At 54.5% G+C, this 22,751-nt stretch carries 17 protein-coding genes, 2 tRNA genes, 1 other RNA gene and 1 pseudogene; 10 read left to right on the top strand and 11 right to left on the bottom strand.

Annotation, left to right across the window (positions count from 1 at the left end; genetic code table 11):
* Nucleotides 1–86: 86 nt before the first annotated feature.
* From QMQ05_RS07730 to orn, 5 genes are all read right to left on the bottom strand, one after another.
* Complete coding sequence (locus QMQ05_RS07730) at nt 87–1,406, bottom strand: glycosyltransferase family 87 protein (protein WP_345474678.1); 1,320 nt, start codon at nt 1,404–1,406, stop codon at nt 87–89.
* Nucleotides 1,393–2,886 (bottom strand): polyprenol phosphomannose-dependent alpha 1,6 mannosyltransferase MptB, encoded by a 1,494-nt coding sequence (mptB, locus tag QMQ05_RS07725; RefSeq protein WP_345474377.1) that lies wholly within the window; start codon nt 2,884–2,886, stop codon nt 1,393–1,395. Before mptB (QMQ05_RS07725) ends, QMQ05_RS07730 begins: the two co-directional genes overlap by 14 nt.
* Nucleotides 2,887–2,972: 86 nt before the next feature.
* Nucleotides 2,973–4,535, bottom strand: coding sequence for a polyprenol phosphomannose-dependent alpha 1,6 mannosyltransferase MptB (gene mptB, locus QMQ05_RS07720; RefSeq protein WP_345474375.1), 1,563 nt, complete (start codon nt 4,533–4,535; stop codon nt 2,973–2,975).
* Between the two features lie 301 nt (nt 4,536–4,836).
* Nucleotides 4,837–4,912, bottom strand: a tRNA-His gene (locus QMQ05_RS07715).
* Nucleotides 4,913–5,074: 162 nt separating this feature from the next.
* Nucleotides 5,075–5,686 (bottom strand): oligoribonuclease, encoded by a 612-nt coding sequence (gene orn / locus QMQ05_RS07710; protein WP_345474373.1) that lies wholly within the window; start codon nt 5,684–5,686, stop codon nt 5,075–5,077.
* 150 nt (nt 5,687–5,836) lie between these two features.
* Between orn and QMQ05_RS07705 the strand changes: the two genes are divergently transcribed.
* From QMQ05_RS07705 to def, 3 genes are all read left to right on the top strand, one after another.
* A tRNA-His gene (locus QMQ05_RS07705) sits at nt 5,837–5,909 on the top strand.
* 598 nt (nt 5,910–6,507) lie between these two features.
* Complete coding sequence (locus QMQ05_RS07700) at nt 6,508–7,656, top strand: acyl-CoA dehydrogenase family protein (RefSeq protein ID WP_345474371.1); 1,149 nt, start codon at nt 6,508–6,510, stop codon at nt 7,654–7,656.
* A gap of 24 nt (nt 7,657–7,680) precedes the next feature.
* Nucleotides 7,681–8,253 (top strand): peptide deformylase, encoded by a 573-nt coding sequence (gene def, locus QMQ05_RS07695; RefSeq protein ID WP_345474369.1) that lies wholly within the window; start codon nt 7,681–7,683, stop codon nt 8,251–8,253.
* A 12-nt stretch (nt 8,254–8,265) separates the two neighbouring features.
* Here def and QMQ05_RS07690 read toward each other — a convergent pair whose 3' ends face one another.
* The 3 genes from QMQ05_RS07690 to rnpB form a co-directional block, all read right to left on the bottom strand.
* Nucleotides 8,266–9,312, bottom strand: a complete 1,047-nt coding sequence (locus QMQ05_RS07690) for a winged helix DNA-binding domain-containing protein (protein WP_345474367.1) — start codon at nt 9,310–9,312, stop codon at nt 8,266–8,268.
* A gap of 133 nt (nt 9,313–9,445) precedes the next feature.
* Complete coding sequence (locus QMQ05_RS07685) at nt 9,446–10,903, bottom strand: glyceraldehyde-3-phosphate dehydrogenase (protein ID WP_345474365.1); 1,458 nt, start codon at nt 10,901–10,903, stop codon at nt 9,446–9,448.
* Nucleotides 10,904–11,100: 197 nt separating this feature from the next.
* Nucleotides 11,101–11,455: RNase P RNA component class A (rnpB, locus tag QMQ05_RS07680), an RNA gene on the bottom strand.
* Between the two features lie 118 nt (nt 11,456–11,573).
* Here rnpB and QMQ05_RS07675 point away from each other — a divergent pair.
* The 3 genes and pseudogenes from QMQ05_RS07675 to QMQ05_RS07665 all read left to right on the top strand — a co-directional run.
* Nucleotides 11,574–12,392, top strand: a complete 819-nt coding sequence (locus QMQ05_RS07675) for a YaaA family protein (RefSeq protein ID WP_345474363.1) — start codon at nt 11,574–11,576, stop codon at nt 12,390–12,392.
* Nucleotides 12,393–12,538: 146 nt separating this feature from the next.
* Nucleotides 12,539–13,111, top strand: coding sequence for a sialidase family protein (locus tag QMQ05_RS07670; RefSeq protein ID WP_345474361.1), 573 nt, complete (start codon nt 12,539–12,541; stop codon nt 13,109–13,111).
* A pseudogene (locus QMQ05_RS07665) lies at nt 13,009–14,799 on the top strand (exo-alpha-sialidase); the annotation flags it as partial. The gene QMQ05_RS07670 and the pseudogene QMQ05_RS07665, both read left to right, overlap by 103 nt.
* A 4-nt stretch (nt 14,800–14,803) precedes the next feature.
* Here QMQ05_RS07665 and QMQ05_RS07660 read toward each other — a convergent pair.
* On the bottom strand, nt 14,804–15,271 hold the full coding sequence (locus QMQ05_RS07660) for a VOC family protein (protein WP_345474359.1): 468 nt from the start codon (nt 15,269–15,271) through the stop codon (nt 14,804–14,806).
* Between the two features lie 12 nt (nt 15,272–15,283).
* Complete coding sequence (locus QMQ05_RS07655) at nt 15,284–16,237, bottom strand: Nif3-like dinuclear metal center hexameric protein (protein ID WP_345474357.1); 954 nt, start codon at nt 16,235–16,237, stop codon at nt 15,284–15,286.
* A 132-nt stretch (nt 16,238–16,369) separates the two neighbouring features.
* On the opposite strand from QMQ05_RS07655, the gene msrA reads away from it, so the two are divergent.
* The 3 genes from msrA (at nt 16,370) to epsC (ending at nt 18,687) form a co-directional block, all read left to right on the top strand.
* Complete coding sequence (gene msrA, locus QMQ05_RS07650; protein WP_345474676.1) at nt 16,370–16,897, top strand: peptide-methionine (S)-S-oxide reductase MsrA; 528 nt, start codon at nt 16,370–16,372, stop codon at nt 16,895–16,897.
* 128 nt (nt 16,898–17,025) lie between these two features.
* Entirely contained in the window at nt 17,026–17,961 is a 936-nt protein-coding gene (gene cysK / locus QMQ05_RS07645; protein WP_345474355.1) for a cysteine synthase A, read from the top strand.
* Nucleotides 17,962–18,102: 141 nt separating this feature from the next.
* Entirely contained in the window at nt 18,103–18,687 is a 585-nt protein-coding gene (gene epsC / locus QMQ05_RS07640) for a serine O-acetyltransferase EpsC (protein WP_334121573.1), read from the top strand.
* A 75-nt stretch (nt 18,688–18,762) separates the two neighbouring features.
* On the opposite strand, the gene QMQ05_RS07635 is transcribed toward epsC, so the two are convergent.
* On the bottom strand, nt 18,763–20,046 hold the full coding sequence (locus tag QMQ05_RS07635; protein WP_345474353.1) for a dicarboxylate/amino acid:cation symporter: 1,284 nt from the start codon (nt 20,044–20,046) through the stop codon (nt 18,763–18,765).
* A gap of 424 nt (nt 20,047–20,470) precedes the next feature.
* Between QMQ05_RS07635 and QMQ05_RS07630 the strand changes: the two genes are divergently transcribed.
* Complete coding sequence (locus QMQ05_RS07630) at nt 20,471–22,738, top strand: excinuclease ABC subunit UvrA (protein ID WP_345474351.1); 2,268 nt, start codon at nt 20,471–20,473, stop codon at nt 22,736–22,738.
* Nucleotides 22,739–22,751: the final 13 nt, after the last annotated feature.

Here is a 22,751-nt window from a genome sequence, read left to right as displayed (position 1 = left end):
GAAGTTTGCTGGTAGAACTAAAGCCGCTGACCTTCCCCTCAGGGAAGCTCAGCGGCTTTAGTTATGCCATGACTCTTGGCTAAAGATCAACTCTTCTTTGCTGCAGGCAAGACGAAGGCGTCCGGCGCATTCTCAATCGGGCCAGCCAATGGATCATCGATTCCTTCAGCACGCACCACATCACGCTCAGGATTACGGATGTCCCCGATGATCTTGATACAGATGTAGATGAGCATCGCCATGTGGGCAACAATGCCTAGCCCATAGAGTATTTCGATGGTCCAGCTGCCACCGAAGTAGCCGCCATCAGAAACCGCTTTGGCGCTCCACAGCCACACCACGGCCCAGTGGAAGACTTCTACCACCTGCCATACCAGGAATTCGCGCCATTTAGGACGGGCCAACACGTACAACGGGATCAGCCACATGACGAACTGTGGTGAGTACACCTTGCCCAGCAGCAAGAAGGCGGCAATGATCAAGAACGCGAGTTGCGCCATGCGTGGGCGACGCTGTGCAGTGAGTCCAAGGTAAGCGATACCCAGGCACGCCAGGGCAAACAGGCCATTGGACAGCAAGGACATCATGGATCCGGACATACCGGTACCGGCGAAGGCCAGCCACAGTGAAGAGTTACCAGCCGGGCGGTCCCCGGAGAACGTATAGAAACGGCTCCACTCATCAAAGGCAGTGACCATAAACGGAACGTTGACCGCCAACCAAGCCACCACACCGGATGCCAGCGAGACCCAGAAGTGGCGCATGCGTCCCGAACGCAAGCACAACACGAGGATCGCACCGAAGATGAAGAACGGGTAGAGTTTCGCTGCCGCACCGAGGCCCAAAAGCACTCCGGCTAATACGATGTGTTTGCGGGAGAACGCCAGCAGGCCCAAGGTGGCAAGCATTACTGCCCACAGATCCCAGTTCAGCTGGCTGGTCAGAATAATGCCGGGGGCTAGTGCCACCATGATGGCGTCGCGGCTACGGGTTCGAGCCGCGTAAGCGATAGCCACAACGATCACTGCCCAGCAGATGAAGGACAGTGCTGAGTTCAAATCAAAGTAGGCCAGCTGGCGCTCGGGCGAGAACCCAATGCCAGGGATCAGCATCGCGGTCACACCAGCAACAATGGCCAGCAACACCGGGTACTCAAGTGCCTGTTCGGGTGGCAGGCCGGTGAAGTAGGGGAAGAGTTTATCGGCCATGCCGCGGGTGCCAAAGAGCTGGGTGAAGTCCGAATAGCACATGTGCAGGTGCTGCTCGGCAGCTGGCCAAGCGTTGATCCGGCACCACTGTTTACTGAGTACCGCAAGGCCGGCGCCGACCGCGGTCAAGACCAGCAGCCATAGGATCACCGGACGCGTTACTTCGCGGGCGTTGAACAAGGTCCTAACCGGTTGCATCACTATTGCGTTGCCTCGTTTCTTCTGGTTCGGGGATTCTTAAGAATTTTCGGGTCTGTGGGCTCAGCCGGCGTCCTCGGTGACCGAACAGTGGTGCGGTCTTTGCGTCAACAAACACCATATAGGCCACACAGAGCAGGCCGACCAGGGCGGCGAAGATTCGCATCCACACCAGGGAGAACCACTGCGCTACCGAGAGCTGATCAACCACGCCGGCGATCGCCAGCACCATGCACAGTACATACAACAGGCGTTCTCGGGTGACGCTGAACTTCTTGCCCAGTGCAAAGAAGGGAATCAGCCACAGCAGATACCAGGGCTGAATGATCGGGGCGAGTAAGACGCTGGCCCCCAGCGCGTACCCCGTGTAAAGCAATGGATTACCCGCAGGCTTGCGCAGTGCTAAGAAAGCGATAATGGCCATGCTGATCACTTTGAAGATTGCATAGACAACATCGGCTGTTGAACCAATACTTGCGCCGAAGAAGGATCCGATCCAACCGATCAACAATCCAAAGAGCCCGACCGGTGCGTAGGGGAACGCTGCATCCCCGGAACTAGCCATACCACTGATCCAACCGAACCATAGGCCGGTGGCCGCACCAAGTCCGGTAAGGATCACCGCGGTGAGTAAGGTGATCAACAGCCAGATACGAATCTTGGAGCGCAATCGAGCCTCGGGCTTGAGCATGGCCAATCCGAGGAATGGGAGCGCGAGTAACATGACGGGTTTGATCGCAATGGACAGCGCCATAAAAACGCTTCCCAGAACACGCCGCTTGCGGTACACGAGCAAGAAAGCCAACAAAACCCCGCCGAGCATCAACCCGTCATTGTGCACCCCGCCGACCATGTTCATCAAAAACAGCGGGTTCACCACCGAGACCCACAACGTCCACGTTGGATCCCCGCCAAGTTTCTTCGCTAGCCGAGGAATGGCATAAATGCACAGAGCCACACCGGCTACCGCAATCAACCGCATCATGAGTACGCCGTATTCTGGCACGCCCCCGGAGATGTAGTACGCCATGCGGGCATACATCAAAAACAGCGGACCATAGGGTGAAGAAGACTCGGCCCACAAGGAGTCTGCCCCCTGGGCAAACCAGCCCGGAAGCTGAGACACCCCATTTTCATAGGGCGAGAGTCCGGCATGCATGAGTCGGCCCTGTCCCAGATAGGAGTACACGTCCTGAGAAAGGATGGGGAAGGATAAGAGCATCGGAGTGGACCACATCCACGCCGCACGACGCATCAAGCCAAGGGCTTGTTCGCCCAGCTCTTGTGTCCCTTGGCGCAGGCGTAGCCAAGCACGGAAGAGAAGTACTGTGCCCACAGCCAACAGCAGGGTGCAGATCACGACGCCGAGTGTTTCAGCGCGTAAGGGAAGCACCAGAGCCGATCGGGAGAGCACGGAGGCCTGGGCGTAGGGCAACCAGCCCACGCCCCAAGAACCACAGGTCACCATGATTGAGGCCAAAAGACCCTGAGTTATGGGTCCTTTGGCATCGTGGGCTAGGCGCTGCTTCGCGTTTGCCGATGGCCGGTCATCGCGGTGGATCGGAGCTACGATGATGCGACCCCATCCTTATTGGGGCGGCTGCGGAAAACCTTCAGCCACTTTTTGGACGGAACCAGCCCGGTGAATAACCTGCGTGTGCGCGGATCGAGGTAGGCCAAATAGAACATGGCGGCCCAGGAGATGCCGGTGGATAGGTGTTTAACCCACGGATCAAGTTCGCCGAGGAATTGCCAGATAAAGAGCTGATCGGCAGCGCCGAAAGCAATGAAGAACGCGGTGGTGAAGTACACCCAAACGATCTGCCAGTCATCACGAATGCCGGTAGCAGCAAAGAAGGGCAGTAACCACAACAGGTACCAGGGCTGCACAATCGGCGAAAGCACCACCAAGGCGGTGAATGCCAACGCCATGCGCTGTACCAAGTGTGAGGGCTTACCTTTAAAAATCAGTACCAGTACCAGCGCGACCGAAAGCAGGCGACCGCCAAATTTCAGTACCGGAAGGATCCAGTTGGTTGGTAGTGAAAAGGCGTCGAAGAGACCGGAAAGCAAGGCGTTAAGGGCGCCGACCGGGGCGAAGATTACCGAACCGGTACCGGTGCCCAGCATGACCTTCAGCCAGCCGATGCCATAGCCATTGGCCAGGCCGACGGCCAACATGATGGTGGCGAACAGTGCCAGGGTGTAGCACCAGTAGAGAATCTTGCGCGGCCAGCTTGCTGCGGTTCCTGCCCACAGCAGGCCGATAAAGGGCAAGAGCACCATGGTGATCGGCTTAATACCCACGGATGCGGTGATCAACACGACGGCGAGGATTCCGCGGCGGGTGGCAGCATAGTAGGTTGCCGCCACCGCTAGTCCCACCATGATCGCGTCATTGTGCGCCGAAGCGACGAAGCTGATCAGGAACAGCGGATTAGCGACAGTAATCCAGGCGGCCTTTGCGCCGGAGACTTTGTGCAGGGCCGCCAGCTTGGGCACGTAGATCAGGCACAGGATGACCCCAACGAAGGCGATCAAACGGAAGAGCAGCACCGATAGATCGGGGCTGGAGCCTACGGCTCGGAACACCCAATATTCGAGCAAGAGGAATAACGGGCCATAGGGGGTTTCATCCTGGGCCCAGGTAATGTCGGTGCCTAGCTGAAACCAGTTGTTCAATGAGGAAATGCCAGTGACATAGGGGTCCTGCCCCGCATCCACCAGGCGGCCCTGCCCGATGTAGGCAAAGACATCGCGGGAGAAAATTGGTAGCGCCACCAACATCGGCGCGGACCAAATCCAGACAGCCTTCTTGACTGCCTTTAAGGATTCAGGACCCCAGCCGGCGTGCACCTGGCCCAGCCGTAGCCAACCTCGAAAGAGAATCCAACAGCCCACGGTCATCACCACGGTGGAGGCGATAACCCCTGAGTACTCGGTACGAATGGCAATCAACAGGGCGTTACGGTTCATTGGAGAGACACTGGCTAGCCAGCCAACACCGAAGGAGCCGATGGTAATTAATATGGAGCCGAGTAGTCCTTGCCAGAGCGGATTGATGACCGCGCGACGGGCGGTCACCGATGACGCATCTGTCGCGGGCTGCGCTGCGAATTCCTTCCGCATATCTGGCGCCACCTTTTCCCTCTCGCCGTCCTCACACCGCTCATAACGGGGGTTTGCCGCACAGATATTGCGCATGCTGACAAGCCTCATCGGACCCGATGCGAACCTCTCCCGCGGCCGGGCGCAAGGCGCCCCAAATTACAAAAGAATCAAGCGAAACTTTAGCATGCACGACCATCTGAACAGTGGAGGACAGCCCGCATGCGAAGCGAATCACACTAAACGATTTTCGAATTCATACTCATCTCGCATGAAAATAAAACACCCGATCGGAAACACTGTTTCCAATCGGGTGATCATATGGGGTGAGTAACGGGGTTTGAACCCGCGACCTTCTGGACCACAACCAGACGCTCTACCGACTGAGCTATACCCACCATGTTTACTTTTATACCAAGTCAAAAACACTTTTATGCTTTGACTTCGTATTCAGCAACGTCAAATACTATACACACACTTTGCTTGTGCTGGCCAATCGAAAGCGCCCCCTGTGGCTGTGGGTTGCATCACCCGCAACCAGGGGCACCCTCAATCCTTCTCTAGGAAGGGTTCGATTTAATTTCCGCTGCGATTTCCGAGGCAATTTCTGAGGTTGGACCTGGCGCCGGAACCATGACCGCGGCACGGTAATAACGCAGCTCGTCAATCGAATCTCGAATGTCACCGAGTGCACGATGATTGCCGTCTTTCGCCGGGGCTGAGTAGTAGGCCTTTGGATACCAGCGGCGGCTCAGTTCCTTGATGGTGGAGACGTCGATGATCCGGTAGTGAAGGTGGTCAATCACTTCAGGCATGTCGCGCACCAAGAAAGTCTTGTCAGTGCCAACAGAATTACCGGCCAGCAATGCCGTGCCAGGTTCTGGAGCATAGGCGCGGATATAGTCCATGACTACTGAGGTGGCCTCTTCCATGCTCACCCCACCATCGAGCTCTTCGAGCAGCCCGCTATTGATGTGCATATTGCGAACGAAGTCACCCATCTGCTCTAGGGCCTCAGGCTCAGGCTTAATTACGACAGATACCCCGTCACCAAGAACGTTCAGTTCAGAATCGGTCACAAGGACCGCGACTTCAATTAACGCATCGTTTTCCAGGCTGAGCCCGGTCATCTCACAATCAATCCAGACAAGTTTTTCTGCAGTAGTAGGCATGGACTCAAATTTACCCCACCTAAAATGTGTTGCTTGGCGCATTGAATCTTCAATTGGTATTTCAGCAAAGTTTCGGTGTATAGTAATTCTCGTTGCCAAGGCCTTCAGTTGAAGCGCAATTACGTTGTGACTTGGTTCAAGGCAAACGTGGTGGGTATAGCTCAGTCGGTAGAGCGTCTGGTTGTGGTCCAGAAGGTCGCGGGTTCAAACCCCGTTACTCACCCCGAGTATGAGGTCCGAGTTTTCGGAAAGAGAATTTTTCTCTTCCGAAAGGCTCGGACCTCATTTTTTCTTCACAACATGTCGTGATCTTGGCGTATCTCATCAGCGAAACCCACACCACACTCTCATCTTCTCAGGCACCTCGACCATTTTGCGTGGACCAAGGCATTCCTCGAAGGAACTCCACCACGGTGCACATTGCAGATGGTAGCGACACGGTTCACGACCCAGGAAACTTCCTCCACGAGAATCAGATTTCCAAATTCAGCCCTTTCACTCATGATCGCACTTACAGCGGAACTCGCGCCTATCGGCGAGCGCCATACAGTCCCCCACCAGCGATGGGCAGCTTGAAGCAAACTCGTTATGTCATATTTCAGAAGTGTGAAAGCGAGGGTTCGAATCTATGTTCGAAACGGTCCTTGTTTTGGGTCTAACCCCGTATTTTTCGAGACATCTGGCGTTACTTTGGGACTCAGATGCTGCCACCAGCGGTTCAAGTAGGCATGATTTCGAGCAAACAACCATAATGGAGGTTGTACTTTGGCAAGCCTTTGTGTTGCTTACTGCCTTCCCATCCAATGAAAGGTACTCCCCCTGTGAAACGCGCGCTTTTTGAAGAGGACCACGAACAGTTCCGTGAGTTGGCTACGGAGTTCAATACCCGTGAAGTCTCTGGAAAATACGCTCAGTGGGAGAAGGACCACCAGATTCCGCGTGAGGTGTGGCAGTCAGCTGGCGAGAATGGCTTGCTGGGCCTAGCTGTTCCCGAAGAATTCGGCGGAATGGGAATCGATGATTACCGTTTCCGCGTCGTACTTGATGAAGAGTTCGTCCGCGCAGGTCATTTGGCCGTGGCGCTAGCGTTCCACCTTCACGATGATCTTGTACTTCCCTACCTATTGGCCTACGGCTCTGATGAGCTCAAAGCTAAGTGGCTGCCTCGTATGGTCGATGGCTCAACGATTACCTCTTGCGCGTTCACCGAGCCAGGTGCCGGTTCGGATCTACGCGCGGTGCGTACCAAAGCTGTGCGTGATGGCGAACAGTGGCTGTTGAGCGGTCAGAAGACTTTTATTGGTAACGGCGCGTTCGGTGACGCCGCATTGGTACTGGCCCGCACCGATGGGGAAAGTGGCCGCGCTTCTGAATCATCGTTCTCGCTATTTATGGTGGAGCGTTCTGAGGGTTACACCAACGGCAATCCATTCGACAAGATGGGGCTACGCGCCTCAGATACTGCCGAGCTCTTCTTCGACGAGGTCCGCGTCTCCGATGCTGACCGCATCGGCGAGGTTGGACAGGGTCTGGCTTACGTGAAGGAACAGTTGCCACAGGCCCGTCTGGCAATCGCTGTCGCAGCAGCGGCGATTTCTACGGCGGCATTCGAGCAGGCTTTGGAGCATGCAAAGAATCGTTCAACTTTTGGTCAAGCATTGACTCAGTATCAAAACACCCGATTTGAACTGGCTAATTTGAAGACTGAGTCCCATGTCACTCAGACATTTGTTGACCAAGCGGTCTTGGCTTTTAATAATGGTGAACTAGACGCGCAAGAAGCAGCAGAAGTAAAACTTTGGGCTAGTGAGAGCGCAAAACGGTTGTCCGATAAGGCGTTGCAGATTCATGGTGGTTACGGCTACATCATGGAGTACCCCATCGCCCAGTCATTCACTGCTGCACGCTTGTTGACCATTTTTGGTGGCACAAGCGAGATCATGCGTGAAACTATTGGACGAGCACTTTAAGTTTTTTTGAAAGGACCTGATCCCGTGCCAATTAGGCAGATCACCGTTTATGGAGAACCAGTTCTACATCGTCGCGCGGTAGAGGTGACCGAGTTTGATGATGAGCTTCGTCAGCTTGTTGCAGACATGCACGTCACCATGGACGAAGCACACGGCGTAGGACTGGCCGCTCCTCAAATTGGTGTCGGTCTACGCTTGTTCACCTATATCTACGCTGACCAAGACACTGCGCCAGAGCGTGGTGTGGTCATCAACCCGAAGCTGACGCTCTCTAAGGTCTCACAGGCACCTGCTGATGCTGATGAAGAATCTGAGGGTTGCTTGTCGGTACCTGGGCTGAACTACCCGCTCAAGCGTGCGGACTATGCCAAGGTGGAAGGCTTCGATGAGTTCGGGCAGCCGATTTCCTTCGAGGCTCATGATTGGTTTGCTCGCATTATGCAGCACGAATACGACCACCTTGATGGATTCTTGTACGTGGATAAGTTGCAGCCACGTTGGGACAAGCGCTGGAAGAAGGCGAAGAAGGCTTTGGGTTGGGGCGTACCGGGAAATACGTGGCTTCCGGGAACCGATGAGGATCCTTTTGGTCACTAAGCTTCTGGCTACCTAACTGGTAGCTCTGAAGTCTAGGTACTGCTGATGTAGCGTCGCGCCGAGCGAATCGGCCGGCGCTATATTTGCATCCCAGAGCTGTGAGGCACGCCCCTGTTCAAGCCAAAAGGCGTTGAACATTCCGTTCTTCCCTGGGGTGATCTGTTGCTGCATTTCGGTGTCGGCGATGAGGCTACGTTCCACACAGGACAGGTAGTACTCGTCGAAGGGTCCTAGTAGACGCCTGGGTAGTTCTGGTGGTTCAGTGGATTCCAGCGCCTGATGGGCTAGCGATCCTTCTACCACCAAGAAGTCTTCCCCACGCCCGTCCTTCCCTACGCTGATCAACACTCCGCCCAACTCGGCTGCGGCGTGGCGGATGGTTGTTAGCGTTTGCCCGGAATACCAGGCAGCATCTCGCAGTGTGGCTGGACCATGGGAATCTAGGTAACGTGTCACCAGCTCCTGTAGTGGGTCTTCGGGAACATGATGTTTGCTGATCCATGACTCGACGAGCACAAAGTCTTGGGCGACCAGCTTGGCTCCCGCGGGAATAGGACCTAGGCACAGCAGTCCATGTTGGACTAATGCCAGCAGTAGGTGCAACCCTCGCTGGCTTCGCGTGCCGATTCCGTGTTGTTCTAACTGTTCAAAGAGTGCGTTCCTGCTCCCCTGCCCCATGTCACGAAGATACGAGGAGATCGCCTCTCCCGCTGCGTCGATCGTTGCAGGATCAATCTGCAATTCACGATGCCTAGCAGCCGCTGACCTCAGGGTGCGATCCTTGGCTAGTTGTACCAACCATTGTGCATCTTCAGCCAAGGCGATGTGCAAAGTTCCACGCATAGTCCAGGATCGGACCAGTAAGCCCTCATTGAACAGCTGATTGACCTGTGCCCGGTTGGGCATCGGGTCTACGCGTTGGGCTAGGGCGTAACGGCCTGCAATAAAGTCTTGAGCTTGGGTAGCCAACATGTGCCTGGCAGCATCAAGAACGGATCCGGCAGGCGCTGTGAGTAGCTGGCTGTGCATCCGAGCCGCTAAAAGCCTTTCGCGTTCCATCCGGGCACCTTTCGCTAGCGCTGATGCTCAGAGCCTAACAGCTTAGTTAGTTGGTACCAGATTAAAGAACTTCGGGACCATGCACCAACGCAAGGATGCGTGGGCATGATCCCGAAGTCTAGGCGATGATTCCTTAGGCGGTGACTGCTTCAGCCTTCACTGCAGGAACTGCTACCGGGTGGGTTCCGGCGATCGTTTCGATCACACGTACTACCTGGCAAGAGTAGCCAAACTCGTTGTCGTACCATACGTAGACAACAGCGTTCTTGCCTGAAACGATGGTGGCCAAACCGTCGACAATGCCGGCACGGCGTGAGCCAACAAAGTCGGTGGAGACGACCTCTGGGGAGTCAATGTAGTCGATCTGCTTGTGCAGGTTCGAGGTCAATGACGTTTCGCGAAGGTAAGCGTTGAGCTCTTCCTTGGTGGTTTCGTTCTCCAGGTTCAGGTTCAGAATGGCCATGGAGACATCTGGGGTTGGTACGCGGATGGCGTTACCGGTCAGCTTGCCTTCGAACTCTGGCAGGGCCTTAGCCACAGCCTTAGCAGCACCGGTTTCGGTGATCACCATGTTCAACGCAGCAGCACGGCCACGGCGTTCGCCCTTGTGGAAGTTGTCGATCAGGTTCTGGTCGTTGGTGAACGAGTGAACGGTCTCAACGTGTCCGTGGGTGACACCGAACTTGTCGTTCAGGGCCTTGAGCACTGGGGTGATGGCGTTGGTGGTGCATGATGCTGCGGTAACGATCTTGTCCTCGGCGGTGATCCAGGAATCGTTGATGCCGTGAACAATGTTCTTCAAATCGCCCTTGCCTGGAGCGGTCAGCAGTACGCGGGCAACACCCTTGGCCTGCAAGTGCTGGGACAGTCCAGCTTCATCGCGCCAGCGACCGGTGTTATCCACGACGATAGCGTTGTCGATTCCGTATTCGGTGTAATCCACCGTAGCTGGGTCATTCGAATAGATGACCTTGATCAGGGTTCCGTTGGCGAGGATGGTGTTGTTTTCCTCGTCGACGGTGATCGAACCTTCAAAGCGACCGTGTACTGAGTCACGACGCAACAGCGAAGCACGCTTGACGATGTCATCATCGGATCCCTTGCGGACCACAATGGCACGAAGACGCAGGCCGTATCCGCCACGTTCGATGAGGATGCGGGCTAGTAGGCGACCAATTCGACCGAAGCCATACAGAACGACATCCTTGGGTTCTGCATCGGTGGCTCCAGCCTGACCGACTTTTTCGCCGAGTTCGTTGCTGAGGAAAGCGTTGAGGTCTACGGAACCAGATTCCTTGAACTTCTTGTTCAAACGGCCAAGGTCAACGGAAACCGATCCAACATTCAGGGTTTCAATTTCATCGAGAATGGCTTTGGTTGCCTTCAGGCTTAGCTCTTCGCCGTCAATGCGGCGCACGACGCGGTGTGCCTTGATGATATCGATGGCGGACTGGTTGATCAGCTTCCGACCATAGACGGACGAGACCACATTGTTCTTGCGGTACAAGCGTCCAATCAGTGGAATCATGGCCTCGGCGAGCTCTTCGCGCCCGCTCCATTCTTGCTGGGCAACGACAGACTGCTGGGTCACAGAAAATCCTTCCAATTCAGCCGACTCGCAGATCCATAAAGTCGGTTGGCACCGTGGGAAGCACCATTGCTTTTGCGGTGGTACGAGGTCTACAGGATCATCCTCGTAAGTACTAAGTACGCTTTCCATTCTAAACTGCGCAGAAAAATTCAGGGCACGATGTGCTGTGAATCATCTCACCTGAGGAAAACGATTAATGAATGGGATGGCCGATACGCCGGGTTTTGTCGCGCCGAAGCGGGACGGTCATCTATCTACGACTGTCGTTGCCGACAGCCTCTAGCGGTCCACCCGACTGCATGGGGCGAACAGCCCTCATAACGCAGTCTGTCTGACCTTGCTCCGAGTGGGGTTTACCAAGCCATCCCGGTCACCCGGGATGCTGGTGGTCTCTTACACCACCGTTTCACCCTTACCAGGAAACCTGGCGGTCTATTTTCTGTGGCACTAGCCTGCGGGTTACCCCGAGTGGGCGTTACCCACCACCCTGTTCTGCGGAGCCCGGACGTTCCTCGGGACAATTACTTGCCACGCGACCGTCTAGCCATCCCATTCGTTAACCATTCTATCCCCGAAGATTTGCCTTCAAGAACAGATCCAGCGAGCACTACACCACAGCTTCCATCAATTCCGGCCTACCCACAGGCCCATGCTTCAACAGGATTCATCAATGGCGTTCACCCTGTGTTCCTCCGATAAGCTGGAAGGCGTGCTTATTTTGTTACCACCTTCCGAGGGTAAAACCGCCCATGCTGAAGGCTCCCCTTTTGACCTCGCTGATCTTTCGTTTTCCGAACTCACCGATGAACGGCATCTAGTTCTAGAGGCACTGGCTGAAGTTTCAAGCCGGGAGGATGCGATGAGCGTTCTGGGAGTAGGAGCGTCATTGGCTAACGAAGTTGCACGCAATATCAACTTGCACACAGAACCGGCCGCCAAGGCACACGATATTTATTCCGGTGTCCTCTTCGAAGCCTTGGGCTATGCGTCACTAACTCCTGCAGCCCAGGCTCGGGCCGACGCAAGCATTGTGGTAATTTCCGCACTCTGGGGTGCAGTGCGTTTTGGTGACCGCATTCCTCCGTACCGACTGTCCATGTCAGTGAAGCTTGAACCCTTGGGAAAACTGGCTAGCTGGTGGAAGAAACGACTCGCTCCAGTCTTGGACAAAGCGGCCACAGAACAGCTAATCGTTGATGCGCGTTCAAGCACTTACGCTGCCGCCTACAAACCAAGTAACGGCAAATGCGTTGCCATCAACGTCTTCCAGCTGCGCAATGGCATTCCGAAAGTTGTCTCCCACTTTGCTAAGCACACACGCGGTGAAGTGGCTCGTTTCTTGGTTGAGCAAGAGACCGGGCCAGAGACACCAGAGGAATTAGTTGAGCTCATTCAGTCTCGCTGGGATGCAACTCTTGTTGAGGATAAAAAGGGTCTTGCCCTGAATATTTTGCTTCCTGAAGATCATCACTTCATCACAGCAAAGTAAATTCCGCCCAACTTTCCCGAAATCTTTCAAAAGAACAGCTCTACCCACTTCCGCTAGTGATCCATTTCACATAGGCTTCACGTATGACGTCCTACGTCATACGTCCTTTGATAACTCGGATCTCTACCTCTGTGAGGAACTAGCCCATGCGAAGTCACGTTCGGCACGAGCATCGAAAAATTCTGGTCACGGCCCTAGCGCTCAGTCTGACCATCCCATCATTGAGCATCACCCCAGCCATGGCGGCCTCGTCCGTCGAAGAAGCCGACCCAACAACCCCTCCGGGAACGTACACCGAGATCAATCTCGGTTCCGACCGCACTGACCAGAATTTCTTTTACAGAATCCCCGCGCTGGCACACCTTGGAAATGGTGTAGTGCTCGCCGCTTGGGATGCCAGGCCTTCAAATGCCAACGATGCGCCAAATCCCAACAGCATTGTGCAAAGAATAAGCACCGACAATGGTGCGACATGGGGACCGATGACCACCATCGCCGCCGGATTTGCAGGTGACAGCTCGACAGGCAAATACGGATACTCTGACCCAGTTATGTTTTCGACAAGAACACTGGAAAAGTCTTCGCCTTCTTCGTTTACTCCAAAGATCAGGGCTTCGCCGGAAGCACCTGGGGCCATGACGACAGCAACCGACAGGTGCTCAGCGCAGCCGTGGTCGAGTCCACCGACAATGGCACAACATGGAGCGCACCTCGTCTGATCACAGATGTCGTCAAGCCTGGCGATAGCGCGGTGACCGGTGCAGTACGCTCAACTTTTGCCACATCAGGTCAAGGCATTCAAATCACCCGCGGCAAATACGCAGGGCGACTTGTGCAGCAGTTCGCCGGTGATGTGATGCAAGCCAACGGCAGCCGCTCCATTCAGGCGTACTCGGTGTATTCCGATGATGGAGGTGTGACCTGGCAACGTGGTGAATTTACCGGAACTGCCATGGATGAAAACAAGGTAGTTGAGCTCTCCGACGGACGATTAATGCTCAACGCACGAGACAGCTCCGGCGGAGGTTACCGAAAGGTCGCAATCTCCGAGGACGGCGGGCATAGCTATTCTGCGGTAACTCAAGACAAGAATTTGCCCGATCCCACCAATAACGCGCACATCACCCAAATGTTCCCTGACGCCGAAGCCAACAGTGCACAAGCCAAAAAGCTTCTCTACACCGGGGCCAATTCTCAATCATCACGGTCTAACGTCTCCGCCCGCGTATCGTGCGATGACGGAAAGACCTGGCCAGGGTTACGCACCATCCGTCGCGGCACCTCGGCCTATTCTGTCGCCGAAGCCATCGACAATGGAAAGTACGCGGTGTTCTACGAGGCGAACTACACCGACGCCATGCAGTTCGCTACATTTGATGAGGACTGGCTGAACTACGTTTGTGCTCCGATGACGGCGGACTCCTTTTCCACTAATCCTGGAACTACGCTTGAGTTGCCGGTGACGATCACCAATCAGGAATCGCAGGCAATCTCCGGATCCATCACAGCAACTAACACCGACGTATTTAGTACCGAACCCCAGGTAGTTTCCAACCTTGCCGCTGGCGCCAGCACCACAGTGACTCTCCCGGTCAAGGTCGCAGCCTCCGGCAACGGGAACCAAAGCCTGCAGGTGCAGTTCACCAGCACTTCGGGAAAAACCTCTCAAGCCACGATTTCAGGGAAAATCACAGCCCCAGAAACAACCGGTATTAAAGTTCAGGGCCAACGCGCAGACAGCACACGAGACTTAGCAACTAACCCGTATGTTGTTGGCGAAAAACTGCCCTATACCTTCAACGTGACAAGCATTGGCAACATCGCCCAATGGGTTGTCCCGACCGACGGCAACTTCTCACCCTTTGCTGCCAGCCCGGTAGGCCAAACGAGTCCTGCAGGGAACTGCCGTTATTCCAACTTGGCCGCAGCGGCAGCATACGCCTGCACCACACCGCGTCACGAAGTAACGAGCGAAGAGCTATCCGATGGTTACTTTGTTCCGGAAACCCATTGGACTTCCGGACGCATCGGAAATAACACCATCGTGGATCAGTACACCATCACCGGAGAAGAAGTTGATCTGATCCAGCGACAGCCAAGTTTCTCCGTTGCAGTCTCAGAACCGATTCCGAGCACTGCCACGAACAATTCTTCGGACAAGGCCGGCACCTGGCTCAGTTACGACGTGACAGTTACCAATACCGGTAATGTTCGTCTGCGTGACGTCACGGGACCGGGGTTCAGTTTCGCATCGATAGATGCGGGAGAAACCAAGACCAGCACCGTGCGAAAATTGCAAACCAGCGTCAAAGCTTCTGCAGGCAAAGTCATGGGCCTAGGCAAAATGGCAACTGCACAAAACGGCGAAACCAAGGTCCAGTCACGGATCTCTTCGACCGATAACTAACTAATTAGTTTCCGGACGATGCAGTGGGGTGGGTTTCAGGCAACAGTTTTCCTGAAACTCGCCCTTGTTGCTTCTCATGCGGTGTTGAAGAATCAACAGCGACTAATTCAATTTCGAATCCAGCGTCGTCTTCAAGGTACGCTGCGTAATGATCCGGTCCACCGGCATACGGATGTTTATCAGCAAACATCAAAGTAAATCCATGCTGTATCGATTCCGCGACAACAGCTTCAACGTCCTCGGCATTAGGCAACCTGAAGGCAACATGGTTCAGCCCTGGTGAGCGTCGTTCGTGGCGTTGGTGCAGAAGGTCAGGACCAGATTCAAGAACGATGTAGTGATCACCAAATTCATAGCTGATCCCGTTGGCCCACTGCGACTGAATTTGGTAGCCAATACGACACAGCAGCCAGCCAAGCGACGCTGTGCTGGCTGCTAAGTCATCAACCCAGATTTCTAGATGATGCAGCATTGTTGCAATGGTCTATGGGGTGAGAACAAAGTCCCAAGGATCACTATTAATCTGCGAGATTTCTATCTCCACCGCATGACCCAAATCGTTCAAGACGTTAGCTAGCGCTCGAGCGCCGGCCGATAGCCAAACCCATTCTGAGGCAAAGTGCGATACGTCAATGAGATAAGGGAATCCGCCGTTGGCAGCTTCACGCGCTTCACTGGCCGGGTGATGGCGCAAATCAGCGGTGACGTACACATCCGCTTGATGCGAGCGAACTGCATCGAACAGTGAGTCACCTGCTCCCCCGCACAAGGCTACTTTTCGAATAATCCCGCTCCGGTCACCAGCCACACGAACACCACCGGCGACGGCAGGTAGAACGGTATATACACGTTCCGCGAAGTCTTCGAGCTTCATCGGTTTTTCCAAGAAGCCCACACGGCCTAACCCTTCTTCGGGCAGACCATCCTTGGACTCCACCAAGGGAACACATTCTTTGAGACCGAAGGCATCGGCCAGGGCGTCGTTGACTCCCCCGATGGCACTGTCGGCGTTGGTGTGTGCGGTCAGCAGTGCAGTTCCAGTTTCAATGAGGCGATGGATTGCTTCGCCCTTGAAGCTGGTGCCAGCCACCTGAGTCACGCCGCGTAGAAGCAACGGGTGGTGAGTGATTAGCAGATCGGCCCCACGCTCGATCGCATCTTCAATCACCTCCAGCGTTGGATCCACGGCCATAACGACTTTAGAAACCTGCTGGCTGGTTCGTCCGGTCACTAGCCCCACAGCGTCCCAGTTCTCGGCCAGGGATTGTGGCCAAAGCTCTTCTACTGCTTCAAGGACGTTGCCTAGGGTTGTTGCCGTTGAGGATTTTGTTTCCTCAGGCTGCTTTGCTTCATCATCGGTGACGGGCTTCAGCGCAGCAGCGTCCGGGGTCGGATTCTTCTTCCCCGGTTCTTGCGAGTTATTTGCCTTGCTCTGCATATGATCCACCCTACGCGTTGCCGACAGCGATGGAACAGAATGCAACGCCGCGTCGTTATGAACTATGTGAGTATTCTCAGCCTTCAATCGCCCCATCACTTCAGCCCCTCATTGCAGCTCGATGACACCAAGCTGACAACTTTCGTCTTGGCCGGAGGTTGCTTCTGGTGTTTAGATGCGGTTTATCAGCGCACTCGTGGCGTTCACGCTGTGATTTCTGGGTACATCGGTGGACACACCAGCAATCCGGATTATCGACAAGTGTGTTCCGGAACCACCGGACACGCTGAGGCGGTCGCCGTCATTTTTGATCGGCAGATCATCCCGGCTGAAGTCATCTTGGATATGTTCTTCACCGTTCATGACCCCACCACACTTAATCGTCAGGGCTACGACGTGGGAACCCAATATCGCTCAGCGATGTTCCCACTCGATGATCAGCAACGCGCAGAATTCACCACGGCAATGAACAAATTTGCGCCACTTTACCCTAATCCGATCGTCACCACCATAGAAGAGTCAAAAGATTTCTATCCTGCAGAGCAAATACATCAGGATTATTACTCTGCGAACCAAGATGTCGGATATTGTCGCGTGATTATTGATCCAAAACTCGCAAAGGTCAGGAAATATTACGCTCAATGGCTAAATGAAGCGTAGCTAGACGAATCGCCTACTAGGGTTGGATATGAACCTCTACGGTGTCCGTGCCATTGCGCCGGTCACCTGCAAGTAACTCGCCGCCGGTAATAGCGGCCGAAATGAGTCACGTAAGGACTGCATAAAAGATGGGCAAGATTTACAACAACGTCACCGAAGTTATCGGCCGCACCCCGCTGGTAAAGCTGAACCGACTTGATGAAGGACTGGCCGGCAACATCGCCGTAAAGCTGGAATTCTACAACCCAGCCAACTCCGTCAAGGACCGTATCGGTGTCGCAATTGTTGATGCCGCTGAGAAGTCCGGCGCATTGAAGCCAGGTGGCACCATTGTCGAGGGTACTTCCGGCAACACCGGTATCGCCCTGGCCATGGTTGGCGCTGCCCGCGGCTACAAGGTCATCTTGACCATGCCTGAGACCATGTCCACCGAGCGTCGTGTGATGCTGCGTGCTTTCGGCGCAGAGATCGTTTTGACCCCAGGTGCCGACGGCATGCGTGGTGCTGTGGAGAAGGCCAAGGAAATCGTGGCTACTTCGGAGAACGCTGTCTGGGCTCAGCAGTTCGCCAACACTGCCAACCCACAGATCCACGCTGACACCACCGGCCCAGAAATCTGGGACGACACCGAAGGCAACGTTGACATCCTCGTAGCAGGTATTGGTACCGGTGGCACCATCACCGGTGCCGGTCGTTTCTTGAAGGAAAAGAACCCTAATCTGAAGATTGTTGCCGTTGAGCCAAAGGATTCCCCAATCCTTAACGGTGGTAAGCCAGGCCCACACAAGATCCAGGGCTTGGGCGCAAACTTCATCCCAGAGGTCCTCGATACCGAACTCTATGACGAAGTTCTCGATGCCAGCATCGAAGACTCGGTCTCCACCGCCCGCGCATTGGGCGTCAAGGAAGGCATCCTCGGCGGTATTTCCGCTGGTGCAGCTGTGTGGGGCGCATTGCAGATCGCTGCTCGTGAAGAGAACGCTGGCAAGCAGATTGTTGCCATCATCCCTGACTTCGGTGAGCGTTACATCTCCACCCTGCTCTTTGACGACATCCGCGGCTAATTAGTTTCGGCAAATCAGAATAAATCGGCGCGAGCCACCGTTGGGTCTAATAGAGACCAAATTCGGTGTAGCTCGCGCCGATTTACTGTGTGACGTCTTCGGATTCCACCACAGCGAACCGTAACCCCTAAGGTAGTATTCATGAGTTTTTTCTCCCGGCTGCGTGAAGACCTAGCCACAGCTCGACAGCACGATCCTGCAGCACGTAGTGATACCGAGAACTTTTTCGTGTATTCGGGATTGCACGCCATTTGGATGCACCGGTTGGCTCACAAGATGTGGCAGAACCCATCACTTAAATGGCCAGCACGTCTGCTGTCTCAAGCTACCCGCGCCCTGACTGGAATTGAGATCCACCCCGGTGCCACGATTGGTCGTCGTTTTTTCATTGACCACGGCATGGGCATCGTCATCGGTGAAACCGCTGAAATTGGCGAGGATGTCATGCTCTACCACGGTGTGACCCTTGGTGGACGTTCTTTGGCTAAGGTCAAACGTCACCCGACCATTGGCGACCGTGTGGTCATTGGTGCTGGCGCCAAGGTTTTGGGCCCCATCGTCATTGGAGCTGATTCAGCTGTTGGTGCCAACGCTGTTGTCGTCAAAGACGCACCTGAAGGATCCATTATTACTGGCATCCCGGCGCAGAACCGCCCACGCAGGCCCGAGGAACGCAAACCTGCAGTGGATCCAGCTGAGTACATCGATCCAGCCATGTGGATCTAGTTTCAACACCGACCAAAGCTAAGAGCCGTTGTTCACACAGTGTGTGAACAACGGCTCTTAGCTTTAGTCTTTGTACTACTCGCCTAGCTGATGAGCAGTGTTCTGGCTACCATCAGCCATTTCAACGACCTCATCGTCATCGCTTTGAGGTTGTACCCCGAGCTTGCCGTTGGTCAGCTTCTGCATGATCATCGCCACGGCGCCGTCGCCGGTCACGTTTGTTGCTGTTCCGAAGCTATCCAAGGCGATGTAGGCGGCGAACATCAGGCCAACTTCCACATCGCCGAAGCCCAACATCTGACCCAACAGACCAGCTGCCGCAGCAATTGCGCCACCAGGAACACCAGGGGCAGCGATCATCATGACACCGAGCATCAGGATGAATGGTAGATAGGATCCAAAGCTCACGTCTCCACCAGTCAGCAGGAGTACAGCGATGGAGAAGCAGGTAATCTTCACCATGGAACCCGAGAGGTGAATGGTTGCGCACAGTGGAACAACAAATCCTGCCACGGCATCGGAGACGCCGTTCTTCTTAGCCGAAGCGAGCGTAACCGGGATGGTCGCTGCCGAAGAAGAAGTTCCCAAAGCGGTGAAGTAGGCATCGCGCATGCCCCACAATGCCTTCAGTGGATTGCGTTTGTTCATCGCACCAGCAATTGAGTACTGGGCGAGCAGAACAACCAAGGTCAGTGCAAAGGAGACAACAGCAACCAAGAGGAACTTCGTGACCACGGTAATCGCGTTGCCGCTGGCCGAGAGATCTAAGAAGATACCGAAAATGAACAGTGGCAGAGCTGGGACGACAATGCGACGGATGACCATCTCGATGATGGTGCGGAATTCAACCACACCACGGAAAAGTACCTTGGACTTGAAAGCAGTCATACCCAAACCAAGAATGAACGCCAAGACCAAAGCAGTCATTACGTCCAAGGCTGGCGGCAAGACGATCTCGGTTGCCGAGTCCCCTGCACTACTAACCAGTGACACATAAGCTTCAAAACCAGAACCTTCGCCCTCACCGATGGCTTCTAACCCACCACCTGACAGCGACTGGGTAAACAACCAACGGCTCACAAAGTATGCGAGTAGGCCAGCAGCCAAAGTTGAGGCATAGGCAATACCGGCGGTAATACCCAACCACTTTCCTGCGCCCTTACCGAGTTCTGCGATAGCTGGGGCGACCAAGCCGAAAATAATCAGCGGGACAACAAAGTTCAGGAAGCCAGAGAAAATCGAGTTATAAGTCAGGAACAGGCTTCCTAACCAAACCGGCATCACCGGGCCTAACAGAACGCCTAAGATGATGGCGAGCAGCACCCAGCCTAGTAATGGGATAGATTTCAGCAGCTTCATGAAGGTCCTTCTGATGTTTCGGGATCACAGAGTTACATTGGCATGCCACCGATGTGTCGTAGCACACGCCTCGACAATACTAATGCGACATCGGAAAACCTAGAAATAGTGTGAACTGTTGGCGAAAACCAAAAGTTGCGCTCATATTCGAAGATATGAGGTCTGATGCCTAACAATTCTTCATTATGTTCGGTTTTCAGCGGTCAAGCCCTTGAGTCACTGAATAAGTGAATCATATTCTTCTCTTTGGAGCTCCGGTCAGAATGAAGCGATGAGTCTAGATCATGGAGCTAGCACGCACTGTTCATACATTCGGCGAGCGCATACCGCCATCACGTCGCCGAGACCTGGTGGCACCGAGCACCCGAGATTTGGCCTGGTTTGAAAGTATCCCCTACGCCAAGCAGTTAGTAATGTTGGCGGTATGAACCTGCATCCTGCTGACACCCATGACATGATTCGAGTCCGTCAAGCGAGGGAAAACAACCTCAAAGGCATTGACGTTGATATTCCCAAACGTCGCATCACCGCCTTTACCGGTGTCTCAGGATCCGGGAAGTCTTCATTGGTCTTCGGAACCATCGCAGCTGAGTCCCAGCGTCTGATCAACGAAACCTATACTTCGTTCGTCCAAACGTTCATGCCTTCGATGCCGCGTCCAGATGTGGAAGTCCTAGAAAACTTGTCTGCTGCAATTGTGGTGGACCAAGAACGCATGGGCTCCAACTCTCGCTCTACGGTAGGCACGGCAACCGACGCCTATTCACTGCTTCGTGTGCTGTACTCACGGTATTCCACTCCTAGCGCCGGTGGCGCCGGCGCCTACTCATTCAACTTGGGACAGGGAGCCTGCCCGGTGTGTGAAGGTTTTGGAACTGAGGCCAGCATTGACCTAGACGAGCTCCTCGATTGGGACAAGACCCTCAATGAAGGTGCCATCAAAGCACCCAATTTTGCTCCCGGCGCTTGGCTCTGGCAAACCCTGACTGCAGGCACCCAGGTTGACCTTGATGTAAAGCTCAAAGACTTCTCCAAAGAAATGCTGGATCGGTTGCTTTATGCAGAAGATGGGAAGGTCAAGCTCAACGGTGCGAATATGAGCTATTCCGGGCTGATCACTCGTATCAAGAACAACTACATTCTCTCTGGGCGGGAAATCAAACAGGCCCACATCCGTGAGTGGATTGAGCGTATTTCCACCACGGCACCATGTAGCGTCTGCGAAGGCTCTCGACTTGGTGAGAAGGCTCGCGCTTCAAAGATTAATGGCTTAGGCATTGCTGATATGACTGCCATGCAAGTTTCGGAACTCACCGGTGAACTTTCAAAAATCCAGATCGATGATGCGGCACCACTGATAACGAATCTGAGTGCAGTGCTTTCATCCATGGTTGAACTGGGTCTGGGCTATCTATCGCTGGACCGTCCAGCAGGGACGCTGTCTGGTGGCGAGGCCCAACGCGTAAAGATGATCCGCCATCTAGGCAGTGCGCTATCGGATGTTACCTACGTCTTTGATGAACCCACCGTGGGATTGCATCCGCACGACATTCAGCGCATGAACGGACTGCTGGCCAACTTGCGGGACAAGGGAAATACCGTTCTTGTTGTGGAGCATAAGCCTGAAGTTATTAGAATCGCGGATCACGTCGTCGATCTTGGCCCGGGAGCCGGCACGCACGGAGGAACCTTATGTTACAGCGGCGATGTGTCGGGGCTGTTAGAAAGTGATTCACTTACTGGCAGGCATTTCTCCACACGAGTACCGCTCAAGTCGACGCTTCGTACCCCCACGGGCGCTTTAGAAATTCGTGGCGCGTCAACGCATAACTTGAAGAATGTCGATGTTGATATTCCTACCGGCGTGCTTTGTGCCGTGACCGGTGTTGCCGGCTCAGGAAAGTCGACGCTCATCCACTCCACGATTTCCAAGCGTGAGGATGTGGCAGTCGTAGATCAAAGTGCCATTCGTGGTTCGCGACGTTCCAACCCGGCGACCTATACCGGGATCATGGATCCCATTCGTGCAGCGTTCGCCAAGGCTAACTCGGTCAAGCCTGCCTTGTTCAGCTCAAATTCTGAAGGCGCCTGCCCGAACTGTAAAGGCGTTGGGTTCACCTATACCGACCTGGTATCTATGGCCGGAGTGGCCTTGCCTTGTGAAGTCTGTGAAGGGACGCGTTTTACCGCGGAAGTCTTGAACTACACCCTGGATGGTCTGAACATCAGTGAAGTGCTGGATCTAAGCATGGAACAGGCGCTAGAACAGCTGAAGGTTCCGAAGGCTAAAGCCATGTTGACCCGACTGAATCAAGTGGGTCTGGGCTACCTTAAACTTGGTCAGCGGCTCAGCACCCTCTCTGGTGGCGAGCGTCAGCGCATCAAGCTAGCCATTAACCTGGGCAAAGGATCTGGAACCTATGTGCTTGATGAACCCACCACCGGCCTTCACATGGCCGATGTTCAAAACCTCTTGGGGCTGCTTGATGAAATGGTTGATGAAGGAAACACCGTCATCGTTATCGAGCATCATCTAGCGGTAGTGGCTCATGCCGATTGGGTCATCGACCTGGGGCCAGGCGCAGGTCATGATGGCGGGCAGGTCATCTTTGAAGGTACTCCCGAGGCTCTTTGCGCATCTGGGACACTGACCGGAACTCACCTCAAAGAGTATGTCGGTGACAGCAATTGACCATCACCCTAAG

The sequence above is a fragment of the Glutamicibacter sp. B1 genome (genome assembly GCF_039602135.1).
In the GTDB taxonomy this organism is placed as follows: Bacteria; Actinomycetota; Actinomycetes; order Actinomycetales; family Micrococcaceae; genus Glutamicibacter; species Glutamicibacter ectropisis.
Note: the sequence above shows the minus strand (reverse complement) of the source record. Positions and strands in the feature narration are given on the sequence as shown.